General features: G+C 72.6%; 10 protein-coding genes and 1 tRNA gene. 7 read left to right on the forward strand and 4 right to left on the reverse strand.

Annotation, left to right across the window (positions count from 1 at the left end):
* Window positions 1-21: 21 nt before the first annotated feature.
* Together BJ993_RS21625 and BJ993_RS21630 are read left to right on the forward strand one after the other, a co-directional pair.
* Complete coding sequence (locus BJ993_RS21625; RefSeq protein WP_179651157.1) at window positions 22-3,327, forward strand: error-prone DNA polymerase; 3,306 nt, start codon at window positions 22-24, stop codon at window positions 3,325-3,327.
* 94 nt (window positions 3,328-3,421) lie between these two features.
* Window positions 3,422-3,495 (forward strand) — tRNA-Pro (locus BJ993_RS21630).
* Between the two features lie 40 nt (window positions 3,496-3,535).
* On the opposite strand, the gene BJ993_RS21635 is transcribed toward BJ993_RS21630, so the two are convergent.
* Window positions 3,536-3,979 carry an Lrp/AsnC family transcriptional regulator gene (locus BJ993_RS21635; RefSeq protein ID WP_036545574.1) on the reverse strand — a complete coding sequence of 148 codons (444 nt, stop codon included), beginning with the start codon at window positions 3,977-3,979 and terminating at the stop codon, window positions 3,536-3,538.
* A gap of 132 nt (window positions 3,980-4,111) precedes the next feature.
* Between BJ993_RS21635 and ddaH the strand changes: the two genes are divergently transcribed.
* From ddaH to ctlX, 3 genes are read left to right on the forward strand one after another with little or no spacing between them, the layout of a single operon-like run.
* Window positions 4,112-4,927: a dimethylargininase gene (gene ddaH / locus BJ993_RS21640; RefSeq protein WP_179651159.1), complete on the forward strand. Its 816-nt coding sequence runs from the start codon at window positions 4,112-4,114 to the stop codon at window positions 4,925-4,927.
* The gene (ocd, locus tag BJ993_RS21645; protein ID WP_179651161.1) at window positions 4,924-5,958 is read left to right on the forward strand and encodes an ornithine cyclodeaminase; all 1,035 of its coding nucleotides are present in this window, start codon (window positions 4,924-4,926) and stop codon (window positions 5,956-5,958) included. The genes ddaH and ocd overlap by 4 nt, the downstream gene beginning before the upstream one ends.
* Complete coding sequence (ctlX, locus tag BJ993_RS21650; protein WP_179651163.1) at window positions 5,955-6,938, forward strand: citrulline utilization hydrolase CtlX; 984 nt, start codon at window positions 5,955-5,957, stop codon at window positions 6,936-6,938. The genes ocd and ctlX overlap by 4 nt, the downstream gene beginning before the upstream one ends.
* Here ctlX and BJ993_RS21655 read toward each other — a convergent pair.
* The 3 genes from BJ993_RS21655 to tdh are packed head-to-tail and all read right to left on the reverse strand — an operon-like array spanning window position 6,926 to window position 9,761.
* Entirely contained in the window at window positions 6,926-7,474 is a 549-nt protein-coding gene (locus tag BJ993_RS21655; protein WP_179651165.1) for a HutD/Ves family protein, read from the reverse strand. The genes ctlX and BJ993_RS21655 overlap by 13 nt on opposite strands.
* A gap of 44 nt (window positions 7,475-7,518) precedes the next feature.
* Entirely contained in the window at window positions 7,519-8,727 is a 1,209-nt protein-coding gene (locus BJ993_RS21660) for a glycine C-acetyltransferase (protein ID WP_179651167.1), read from the reverse strand.
* Window positions 8,727-9,761: an L-threonine 3-dehydrogenase gene (tdh, locus tag BJ993_RS21665; RefSeq protein ID WP_179651169.1), complete on the reverse strand. Its 1,035-nt coding sequence runs from the start codon at window positions 9,759-9,761 to the stop codon at window positions 8,727-8,729. The genes BJ993_RS21660 and tdh overlap by 1 nt, the downstream gene beginning before the upstream one ends.
* Window positions 9,762-9,918: 157 nt before the next feature.
* Here tdh and BJ993_RS21670 point away from each other — a divergent pair, with 157 nt between their 5' ends.
* Both BJ993_RS21670 and BJ993_RS21675 read left to right on the forward strand, forming a co-directional pair.
* The gene (locus BJ993_RS21670) at window positions 9,919-11,295 is read left to right on the forward strand and encodes a serine hydrolase domain-containing protein (RefSeq protein ID WP_179651171.1); all 1,377 of its coding nucleotides are present in this window, start codon (window positions 9,919-9,921) and stop codon (window positions 11,293-11,295) included.
* The gene (locus BJ993_RS21675) at window positions 11,279-12,316 is read left to right on the forward strand and encodes a dipeptidase (protein ID WP_179651172.1); all 1,038 of its coding nucleotides are present in this window, start codon (window positions 11,279-11,281) and stop codon (window positions 12,314-12,316) included. The genes BJ993_RS21670 and BJ993_RS21675 overlap by 17 nt, the downstream gene beginning before the upstream one ends.
* The last annotated feature ends 28 nt before the right edge of the window (window positions 12,317-12,344 follow it).

Raw genomic sequence — 12,344 nt, forward strand, 5'->3', positions numbered from 1 at the left:
ATGTTTGACTAGAGTCGGTCCATGGGATGGAACAACCCACCCGTCCCGTGGCGGGAGCTCGAGCGACGCCTCTCCGGGCGTGCGCCGTCGATGGAGGCGCCCGTCTCCCGGCGCAAGCGCCCGCGCGCCGAGCCGGAGGAGATCGTCCGCCCGGTCGGTACGACGCCCTACGCGGAGCTGCACTGCCACAGCCACTTCAGCTTCCTCGACGGGGCGAGCAGCCCCGGTGACCTGGTCCGTGAGGCCACCCGGCTCGGCCTCGACGCGCTCGCGCTGACCGACCACGACGGGTTCGCCGGGGCGCCGCTGTTCGCCGAGGCCGGCAAGGACTACGCCCTGCCGACCGTCTACGGCGCCGAGCTCTCCCTCGGGCTGACCCGGACCCAGAACGGCATCCCCGACCCCGAGGGCAGCCACCTGCTCGTCCTGGCCCGCGGCGTGGAGGGCTACCACCGGTTGTCCGGGGCGATCACCGAGGCCGGGCTCCGGGCGCCCGAGAAGGGCAGCCCCGTCCACGACCTCGACGAGCTCGCCGAGCGCGGCCACGGCCACTGGGTCGTCCTCACCGGCTGCAGGAAGGGCCTCGTGCGGCAGGCGCTCGCCACGCACGGTCCCCGCGCCGCGGCGGAGGCGCTCGACCTGCTCGTCGACCGGTTCGGCCGGGAGCACGTCGTCGCCGAGCTGATCGCGAGCGACCAGCCGGGCGCCGACGAGACCAACGAGCTGCTCGCCCGGATCGCCGACGACCGCCGGGTCCCGGTCGTGGCGACCGGCAACGTGCACCATGCCGCCCCCGAGGGGCGCCGGCTGGCGGCGGCGATGGCGGCGGTGCGCGCCCGGCGCAGCATCGCCGAGCTGGAGGGGTGGCTGGACCTGTCCGGTGGTGCGCACCTGCGCAGCGGCGAGGAGATGATGCAGCGCTTCGGGCACCGCCCGGACGTGGTGGGGCGGACCGTCGTACTCGCGAAGGAGCTGGCGTTCGACCTCCGCAAGGCATCGCCGAGGCTGCCGAAGCAGGGCATCCCCGAAGGCCGGACGGCTGCCGAGCACCTGCGCGTCCTGGTGGAGCAGGGCTTCGCCCGCCGCTACGCCGGCCGCGACCTCGAGGCGAAGGCGCGCGACCGCGTCGAGGCGGAGATGCAGGTGATCCTGCAGAAGGACTTCGCCGGCTACTTCATCATCGTCCACGACATCGTCGCCTTCGCCCGCAGCAAGCAGATCCTCTGCCAGGGGCGGGGATCCGCGGCCAGCTCGGCGGTCTGCTTCGCCCTCGGGATCACCGCGATCGACTCGGTCTACTTCGACCTGCCCTTCGAGCGGTTCATCTCCCAGCACCGCGAGGAGGAGCCCGACATCGACGTCGACTTCGACTCCGACCGCCGCGAGGAGGTCATCCAGTGGGTCTACGACACCTACGGCCGCCGCAACGCCGCCCAGGTGTGCAACGTGGTCAGCTATCGCCCGCGGATGGCGGTGCGCGACGCCGCCAAGGCGCTGGGCTTCTCGACCGGCCAGCAGGACGCGTGGTCGAAGTCGATCGACGGCTGGGGGAGCTCGGTCGAGGAGGACCAGGGCATCCCTCCCCAGGTCGTCGGACTCGCCGAGGAGCTGATGGGTGCCCCGCGCCACCTCGGCATCCACTCCGGCGGCATGGTGCTCACCGAGCGTCCGATCGGCGAGGTCTGCCCGATCGAGAAGGCCCGGATGCCCAACCGCACCGTCCTGCAGTGGGACAAGGACGGCTGCGAGTCGATGGGGCTGGTGAAGTTCGACCTGCTCGGCCTCGGGATGCTCGGCGCTCTCGACCACATGATGCGGCTGGTCGAGGAGCACACCGGGAAGCGCTGGACGCTCGAGAGCCTGCCGAAGGAGGAGCCCGAGGTCTACGACATGCTCTGCCGGGCCGACTCGATCGGGGTCTTCCAGGTGGAGTCCCGTGCCCAGATCGGGACCCTGCCGCGGCTCAAGCCGCGCTGCTTCTACGACCTGGCCATCGAGATCGCGCTGATCCGCCCGGGGCCGATCCAGGGCGGTGCCGTCCACCCCTACATTCGGCGGGCGATGGGCCGCGAGCCCGTGGTCTACGACCACCCGCTGCTCGAGCCGATCCTCGGGCGGACCCTCGGCGTCCCCCTCTTCCAGGAGCAGCTCATGGCGATGGCCGTGGCGCTGGGCAACTGCACCGCCGACGACGCCGACCTGCTGCGCCGCGCGATGGGCTCCAAGCGCGGCGTCGAGCGGATCGAGAAGGTCAAGGGCAAGCTCTACGAGGGGATGGCCCAGAAGGGCATCACCGGCGACCGGGCCGACGCGATCTACGTCAAGATCCTCTCCTTCGCCGGCTTCGGCTTCGCCGAGTCGCACGCGCTCAGTTTCGCGCTGCTCGTCTACGCGTCGTCCTGGTTCAAGCTGCGCTACCCGGCGGCCTTCCTGGCCGGCCTGCTGCGCAACCAGCCGATGGGCTTCTACTCACCGCAGTCGCTCGTCGCCGACGCCCGCCGCCACGGCGTCGCCGTGCTGCCGCCCGACCTCGCGCGCTCCGGTGCGCAGGCCGGTCTCGAGCCGTGCCCGCCGTACGGCCGGGACCGGCACCGGTACGACGACGGGCTGGCCGTCCGGCTCGGGCTCGACGAGGTCAAGGGGATCGGCAAGGAGGTCGCCGAGCGGATCGTGGCCGAGCGTGCGGTGGCGCCGTACCAGGACCTGCCGGACCTCTCCCGCCGCGCCGGGCTCACCACCGCCCAGCTCGAGGCGCTCGCGACGGCCGGCGCCTTCGCCTCGCTCGGCCTGGACCGGCGCCAGGCGATCTGGATGGCCGGCTACGCCGAGCACGACGGCCAGCTGCCCGGCAGCACGCCCGCCCCGGCGCCCCCGACGCTGCCCGGGATGAGCCCGATGGAGGTGACCCTGGCCGACCTGTGGGCGACCCGGATCTCCACCGACGTACACCCCGTCGAGCACTTCCGCGACCAGCTGGTCGCCGCCGGCATCCGCGCGGTGGGGGACCTGCGCACCGCCGAGCCGGGCCGCCGGGTCCACGTGGCCGGCCTGATCACCCACCGCCAGCGCCCCGGGACGGCCAGCGGGATCACCTTCCTCAACCTCGAGGACGAGACCGGGATGCTCAACGTCGTCTGCTCGCCGGGCGTGATGAAGGCCCACCGGCAGGCGGCGCGCAACAAGGTGGCGGTGGTGATCCGGGGGATCGTGGAGCGCCAGGACGGCGTCACCAACCTGGTCGCCGACCGGGTCGAGACCCTCGACACCGTCCTCCCCGGCACCGGCGAGGCGCTCCAGGTGCGCCAGTCGTCGCGTGACTTCCGGTGATCGCGGGAGGCGGGCCGGGAGGCCGATTCGGGCGAGGCGAACCTGCTGCGGTAGTGTTCCGTTCGCTTCGAACGGCGATCCCGGACGAAGTGTTCGGGCTGTAGCGCAGCTTGGTAGCGCACCTGACTGGGGGTCAGGGGGTCGCAGGTTCAAATCCTGTCAGCCCGACCGAACCGAACGGCTCCGACCTGCGCGTCGGGGCCGTTCGTCATTTCCCGTGCAGTGGCCGCTCGAAGAGCCGCGACATCACCACGACCGTCCGTGACCGGTCGACCTGCTCGACGGCGCGGATGCCCTCGATGACCCGCTCGAGGTCGGCCATCGAGGCGGCCACGACGTGGACCAGCGCGTCGGCGTCGCCGGTGATGGTCCACGCCCCGATGACCTCCGGGAAGGCCTCGAGGTCGCGCTTGAGCCGGTCGGCGGAGACATTGCCCTGGTAGGACAGCTCGACGTAGGCCGAGGTGTCCCAGCCGAGGGCGGCGGGGTCGATCAGGGCGGTGAACCCGGCGATCTCGCCCCGTTCGCGCATCCGGTCGACCCGGCGCTTGGTGGCCGGCGCCGACAGGCCGACCGCCTTCCCGATCTCCTGGAAGGTGGCCCGGCCGTCGCGCAGCAGGTGGTCGACGATCTGGCGGTCCAGCGCGTCCATCGCGGTCTCCTTCGGATCTTGCGTGAACGGCTGATCCACGCAACGAACTGGGGTCTGACGCGCAACGGATGGCGATTGATTGCGCCCGCTGCCGACTCTAGCGTTGCCACGCCCACCGATGAGAGGACCCTGATGCTCACTGCCGCGCCGCCACGACACCTCGACATCCTGATGTGCCCGCCGACCCACTTCGCGGTCGAGTACGCCATCAACCCGTGGATGGACACCGCCGTGCCCGTGGACGTGGCCAGGGCCGAGCAGCAGTGGGAGGAGCTCCGGGCGACGTACCAGCGTCTGGGCCACGACGTGCGCGTCGTCGAGCCCGTGCCCGGCCTGCCCGACATGGTCTTCGCCGCCAACGCCGGTGTCGTGTACGACGGCCGGGTGCTCGTGTCGCGGTTCACCCACGCCGAGCGCCAGGGCGAGTCGGCGGCCTACGCCGCCTGGTTCGAGGCCGCCGGCTACCGGGAGGTCCGCACCGCCACCGTCCGCAACGAGGGCGAGGGCGACGTGCTGACCGTCGGCCGCGTCATGCTGGCGGCCGCAGGGACCCGCACCACCCGCGAGGCGCACGCCGAGCTGGCCGCGTTCTTCGGCGTCCCGGTCATCGGGCTCGAGCTGGTGGACCCGCGCTTCTACCACCTCGACACCGCGCTGATGGTGCTCGACGAGCAGACCGTCGCCTACTACCCGGGCGCCTTCTCGGCCGCGAGCAGGGCGGCCATCGAGCAGCTCTTCCCCGGCGCGATCCACGCCACCGAGGAGGACGCCTGCGGCTTCGGCCTCAACGCGATGAGCGACGGCGTCCACGTGGTGATGTCCGACCGCGCCCCGCGACTGGCGGAGCGGCTGCGGGAGCGTGGCTACGAGCCGATCGGCGTCGACATGAGCGAGCTGGTCAAGGCCGGCGGCAGCGCGAAGTGCTGCACCCTGGAGCTGCGCGCATGACCATCAGCCTCCTCGACGTGCCCGGCATGGTCCGGTGGGTCTCCGAGCGCGGTGTCGAGACCATCCTGCGCGAGCTCACCGAGGTCATCGACGCCGACTTCGCCCGCTGGCAGGAGTTCGACAAGACCCCGCGGGTGGCCAGCCACTCGACGGAGGGCGTCGTCGAGCTGATGCCCACCAGCGACGGCGTCACCTACGGGTTCAAGTACGTCAACGGCCACCCGAAGAACCCCGAGCGCGGCTTCCAGACCGTCACCGCCTTCGGCGTGCTCGCGGACGTGGGCAACGGCTACCCGTTGTTCCTCAGCGAGATGACGATCCTGACGGCGCTGCGCACCGCGGCGACCTCGGCGATGGCCGCCCGTCGCCTGGCGCGGCCGGACTCGACCACGATGGCGATGATCGGCTGCGGGGCCCAGGCGGAGTTCCAGGCGCTCGCCTTCCGCACCGTGCTCGGCATCGACCGGCTGCGGATCTGGGACACCGACCCGGCCGCGATGGACAAGCTCGAGCGCAACGCGACCCGCGCGGGCTTCGACGTCCACCGCGCCACCGACGCCCGTGACGCGTGCCTCGGCGCCGACATCGTCACCACCTGCACGGCCGACAAGGCCAACGCGATCGTGCTGCCGCACGACGCCGTGGTGCCGGGCATGCACCTCAACGGCATCGGCGGCGACTGCCCCGGCAAGACCGAGCTGGACCCGCGGACCGTCGCGGCGGCGCGGGTGTTCGTGGAGTACACCCCGCAGACCCGCATCGAGGGTGAGATCCAGCGCCAGGCGGCCGACTTCCCGGTCACCGAGCTGTGGGAGGTCGTCCAGGGCCGTCGTACCGGACGGGAGAGCGCGACCGACGTGACGCTCTTCGACTCCGTGGGCTTCGCGATCGAGGACTTCAGCGCGCTGCGCTACGTGTACGACGCCATCCGGGCCGCCGGGGAGTCGCCGACGGTCGACCTGGTCGCCGAGCCCGCCGACCCGAAGGACCTGTTCGCTTACGCGACCGCGGCCATCCCCGTCGGCGTATGAGCGCCTTCGCCAGCGCCCAGGCGCCGCGGGACGTGGTGATGGTCCGCCCGCACCGCTTCGCGCCCAACCCGGAGACGATCGCCGACAACCTCTTCCAGCCGCGCACGCCGGTGACGCCGACGGCCGCGCTGGCGGAGGCGGCGTACCGGGAGGTGACCGCGATGGTCGACACCCTCACCGGGGCGGGGATCCGCGTGCACCTCTTCGAGGACGAGGAGGCCGGCCGGCCGGACAGCGTGTTCCCGAACAACTGGTTCACCACGCACCCCGACGGCCGGGTCGCGCTCTACCCGATGTACTCGCCCAACCGGCGCACCGAGCGCCGCCGGGACGTGATCGACGCGCTCCGCAGCACCTTCCGGATCACCGGCGTGCACGACTACTCCGTGCTCGAGGACGAGGAGCTCTACCTCGAGGGCACGGGGTCGATGGTCCTCGACCACGACCACCGGGTGGCGTACGTCGCCCGCTCGTTCCGCTCCCACGACCGGGCCGTCGCGATGGTCTGCCAGGACCTCGGCTACCGCCCGGTCGTCTTCACGACCGTCGACGGGCGCGGCGCACCGATCTACCACACCAACGTGATGATGGCGGTCGGGCCGAAGGTCGCCCTGGTGGCGCTCGACTCCATCCCGGACGCGGGGGAGCGGCACGCCGTCGCCGCCAGCCTCGCCACCACGGGCCACACCGTCGTCGAGCTCGCCAGCGGCCAGCTCGACGAGTTCGCGGGCAACACCATCGAGCTCACCGGTGCCGACGGTCCGGTGCTGGTGCTGTCGTCGCGTGCGCTCGCCAGCCTGACCGAGCAGCAGGTCGAGGTGATCACCGCCCACACGCGGCTGCTGCCCATCGACGTACCGACGATCGAGCTGGCCGGGGGCTCGGTCCGCTGCATGATCGCGGGCATCCACCTGGCGCCGCGGCAGGCCCCGCCCGGGGCCCCGCGGCAGGCAGCGCGACCGGTTCCTCAGCCCGCCTGAGCGATCCGGACCAGCGCCACCCGGCCGGCACCGTCGAGCCTGGTGGCGTCCGCGCCGGTCACGACCGCGACGTCGCCGGTCCCCAGGCGCTCGCCGCCGACGGAGCAGGAGCCGTCGAGCACCACGACGACCACGCTCTCCGTCCCCGGTACGACGTCCGCCGTTCCGTCGAGGTGGAGCACCTCGATCGTTCCGGTCGTCGTACCGCGGCGGGTCATCAGGTTGAGGTCGCGCGTGGGCCGCTCGACCGTGCACGACACCACCAGCCCTCCGTCGAACGCGAAGGGCACGTCGCGCTCCAGCGGGTGGACGCCGTCGGGCAGGTGGAGCGCCATGCCCTCGCCCTCGACCAGCACGATCGTCCGGTCGACGCCTGGGAATAGCGAGAAGGCGCCGCTCTGCGTCACGTCGGCGAGGCTCACCCGCCACGCGAAGTCGTCGGACGAGCCGCTCATGGCGAGCTCGGTGGTCAGTCCCTGGCCGTTGCGCCAGGGGATGCGGGGCAGGTCCGCGGCGCGGGTGATCGTGGTGGTCATCGTCGTCCAGTCCACCGGATGCGAGCCAGGTGCGGAAGGCTGCCTCAGCTGTCGGTATCCCGGATCCCAGACTCGGCCCGGGCCGCCACGAACGCCGCGACGCAGCGCCGGACGTCGTCCTGGTCGTGGGCGGCGGAGAGCTGGACACGGATCCGGGCCTTCCCGAGGGGGACCACCGGGTAGGAGAACGCGACGACGTGGACACCGTGGTCCACCATCCGCTCGGCGACCTCGCCGGCGAGGCGGGCGTCCCCGAACATGACCGGGACGATCGGGTGCTCGCCGGGCAGCAGGTCGAAGCCTGCCTCGGTCATCAGCTCGCGGAACAGCGCACTGCTCCGGCGCAGGCGATCCCGTGCCCCGGCCCCGGCGGCGACCAGGTCGAGTGCGGCGAGCGAGCCGGCCACGACCGGCGGGGCGACCGCGTTCGAGAACAGGTAGGGACGTGAGCGCTGGCGCAGGAGGTCGATGATCTCGCGATGGGCGGCGACGTAACCGCCCGAGGCGCCGCCGAGGGCCTTCCCGAGGGTGCCGGTGACGATGTCGACGCGGTGCTGGACGCCCATCAGCTCGGGCGTCCCGCCACCGGTCGCGCCGATGAAGCCCACGGCGTGCGAGTCGTCGACGACCACCAGTGCGTCGTGGCGCTCGGCCAGCTCGCAGATCTCCGGCAGCGGCGCGAGGTAGCCGTCCATGGAGAAGACGCCGTCGGTGACGACCAGCCGGCGACGCGCGTCCGCGGTCGAGACCAGGCAGCGCTCGAGGTCGGCGAGGTCACGGTTGCGGTACCGGAGGCGGCGGGCCTTGGTGAGCCGGATCCCGTCGATGATCGAGGCGTGGTTGAGCTCGTCGGAGATGATCGCGTCGCGCTCGTCGACGAGCACCTCGAACAGGCCGCCGTTGGCGTCGAAGCACGAGGAGTAGAGGATCGCGGCCTCCGCGCCGAGGAGGCCGGCGATGCGGTCCTCCAGCTCGACGTGCTGCTCCTGGGTGCCGCAGATGAAGCGGACGCTCGACATGCCGAAGCCCCAGCGGTCGAGCGCCTCGCGAGCAGCGGCCACGACCGCCGGGTGGTCGGCGAGGCCGAGGTAGTTGTTGGAGCAGAAGTTCAGGACCTCGTCGCCGCCGATCTCGACCGTCGCGTGCTGCGGACCCGCGATCGCGCGCTCGACCTTGAGCAGTCCCGCGTCCCGGATCCCGTGCAGCTCCTCGCGGAGCTCGGCCCGTACCGCCTGGCGGTGGCTCGTGCCCATCACGCGACCGCCGTCCAGTCCATGACCACCTTGCCGCCGTGCCCGGTCGCGGCGGCGGCGAAGGCGGCCTCCCAGTCCGCGGCCGGGAAACGGTCGGTGATGACGGGCGTGATGTCCAGGCCGGAGCTCAGCAGCGAGCTCATCGCGTACCAGGTCTCGTACATCTCGCGACCGTAGATGCCGCGGATCGTGATCATGTGGCTGACCACGCGGGCCCAGTCGACCTGGACCGGCGCGCTCGGCAGCCCGAGCACCGCGATCCGTCCGCCGTGGTTGAGGTTGGCGATGATCTCGGGCAGGGCGCTCGGGGCGCCCGACATCTCGAGCGCCACGTCGAAGCCCTCGCTCATCCCCAGCAGTGCCTGGGCGTCCGCGACCGATCCGGTCGTCACGTCGACCGTGAGGTCGGCGCCGAGCGCACGGGCGAGCTCCAGCCGGTCCGGGCTGACGTCGGTGACCACGACGTGGCGCGCGCCGACCCTGCGGGCGACGGCCGCGGCCATCAGGCCGATCGGACCGGCGCCGGTGATCAGCACGTCCTCGCCGACGAGGGGGAAGGCCAGCGCCGTGTGGACGGCGTTCCCGAGCGGGTCGAAGACTGCGGCGACGTCCGGGTCCGCCTCGTCTCGGTGCACCCACACGTTCGCGGCGGGGAGGACGACGTACTCGGCGAAGGCGCCGTCGCGGTCGACGCCCAGGCTGGAGGTGCGGATGCAGAGGTGCCGGCGTCCCGCGCGACAGCTGCGGCACGAGCCGCACACGAGGTGACCCTCGCCGGAGACCAGGTCGTCCACACGCACGTCGGCGACGCCGGGGCCGACGTCGACGACGGTGCCGCAGAACTCGTGGCCGGGGATCAGCGGCGGCGCGATCGCGCCCCGCGCCCAGCCGTCCCACCGGTAGATGTGGAGGTCGGTGCCGCAGATGCCGGTCCGCAGCACCCGGATCTTGACCTCCCCGGGTCCGGCGACGGGCTCCGGGCGCTCGACCAGCTGGAAGCCGGGGCCGGTGCGGGACTTGAACAGGGCTCGCATGGGCCCAAGGCTCCAGCGACGGGGGCTCGGCCGGCTTGGCCGACTCCACGAAACCGGCGCGACGCAGTGGTGGAGATCGACGAAGGGACGACGGTCCGAGCGCACCTATGCTCGTCCGCACCCCGGCCGGCCGGCCGGGGCCGAAGGGGAGGTGGGCGTGGCGTCACTCAACGCGATCGACGGCTGGCTGCGGGAGGAGCTGCCCGGCCTGCTGACCCGGTACGGCGTCGTGGGTGCCTCCGTCGCCGTGTCGCGGGGGGAGGAGGTCGCCGAGCAGGCGGCGGGTCTCCTGAGCACCGCGACCGGGGTGCCGGCGACCACCGACTCCGTCTTCCAGATCGGCTCCGTTACCAAGGTCCTCACCGCCACGCTCGTGCTCCAGCTGGTGGCGGAGGGTGCGGTGGACTTGGACCGGCCGGTGCGGACCTGGCTGCCCGAGCTGTCGCTCGGCGATGCGGAGGCAGCGGACCGGATCACCGTGCGCCAGCTGCTGAGCCACACCTCCGGCTTCGAGGGCGACGTCTTCACCGACACCGGCAAGGGCGACGACTGCATCGAGAAGTACGTCGGCGAGCTCGCCGAGGTGCCCCAGCTGTTCCCGCCGGGCGCGATGTTCTCCTACAACAACGCAGGCTTCTGCCTGCTCGGCCGGCTGGTCGAGGTGGTCCGTGACCGTCCCTACGACGACTGCCTGCGCGACCACCTGCTGAGGCCGCTCGGCGCCACCCACACGGCGTGCGATCCCTACGAGGCGGTGCTGCACCGGGTGGCGGTCGGCCACGTCGCCACCGACGCGGGCCTGGCTCCGACGACGACCTGGGCGCTGGCGCGGTCCAACGCGCCGGCGGGCTCGATGCTGGCCATGAGCGCAGGCGACCTCGACCGCTTCGCCCGGATGCACCTCGCCGGCGGTCGCGGCATCCTCGACACCGAGCAGGTGCGGTCGATGCAGGAGGCCCAGGTCGACCTGCCGGACATCGGCCAGGGCCGTGCGTGGGGCCTGGGGTGGGAGCTCTTCGACGTCCCCGGCGCCGTCGTCGTCGGCCACGACGGCAACACGATCGGCCAGTCGGCGTTCCTGCGCCTGCTGCCCGACCACGACCTCGCCGTCACGCTGCTCACCAACGGCGGGCCCGCCAAGCCGCTGTGGCGTGCGGTCGCCGGCCACGTGGTCCGGGAGCTGGCGGGCATCGAGCTGCCTGCCCCGCCGGCCCCGGCCGACCCGCCGGTCCCGCTCCCCGAGGCCAGCCGGTACGTCGGCCGCTACACCTCGATCGTCGGCGAGACCGTCGTGAGCGCGGACGCCGCGGGCCGGCTGTGGCTGGACCGGACGCCGCTCGGCGTGCTCGCGGAGATCGACGAGCCGTCGTACCGGACGGAGCTGGTGGGCTGGCGGGGTGACACGCTGTGGCCCGTCGAGCCGGAGGGCGGCACCCACCAGCCGGTGGCCTTCCTGGGCGACGACGGCGCCGGCCGGGCGGCGTACCTGCACACCGGACGAGCGGACCGGAGGGCCGATGACGGACGCAGCTGAGCTCCACCACCGCGCGGTGGTGGCCGACACCCACAACGACCTGCTGTGCGCGGTCGTGGCCCGGCCGGTGGACCGCTGGGCGTCGTACTTCCGGGAGAACTGGCTGCCGCAGCTGCGCGCCGGCGGCGTGGACATCCAGACGCTGCCGGTCTTCGTCGAGGACGCCTACCGCCCGGAGGGTGCGCTGCGTCGCACGCTGCGGATGGTGGAGGCCGCGCACCGCGTGGCCGAGGGGTGCCCAGCGGACACGCTGCTGTGCCGTGACGGCACCGACCTGGACGCCGCGCTCGAGTCCGGGCGGATCGCGCTGGTGCTGGCGCTCGAGAGCGCCCCCGGGGTGGGGGAGGACGTCGAGCTGCTGGGCACGCTGTTCCGGCTCGGCGTCCGCGTCGCGTCGTTGGCCCACTTCGGGCGCACGGCGCTCGCCGACGGGAGCGGGGAGGACGGGACCGGCAGCCGCCTGACCCGAGCCGGTGTCGCGGCGCTCGCGGAGATGGAGCGGCTCGGCATGCTGTTCGACATCAGCCACCTGGGCGCCACCGGCGTCGACCACGTCCTCGAGCTGGCGACCCGACCCGTGATCGCCACGCACTCCTCGGCGCGCGCGTTGCGCGACCACCACCGCAACCTCACCGACGAGCAGATCCGCGGGGTGGCCGCCGGCGGAGGCGTGGTGTGCGTCAACTTCTTCGCACCCTTCTTGCACCCCACCGACCACACCGTCGACCGACTGGTCGACCACATCGAGCACATCACCTCGGTGGCCGGGGTGGCCCACGTCGGACTGGGCCCGGACTTCCTCAAGGAGGTGCTGGCCGACACCACTCCGCCCTGCTGCGAGGGCGCCGTGGTGGAGGGCGTGCCCTCGGACGTCTACCTCCCCGGCCTCGAGGGACCCGCCGGACTGCCGCTCGTCACCTCGGCGCTGCTGCGCCGCGGGTGGGCGGAGGAGGACGTGCTGGCGGTGCTCGGCGGCAACGTCCGGCGCCTGTACGTCGAGCACCTGGGTCTCCCCGCATGAGCGGGTTCGTCGGAGCGGACGAAGGCAC

The organism is Nocardioides aromaticivorans, from assembly GCF_013408525.1.
GTDB lineage: Bacteria > Actinomycetota > Actinomycetes > Propionibacteriales > Nocardioidaceae > Nocardioides > Nocardioides aromaticivorans.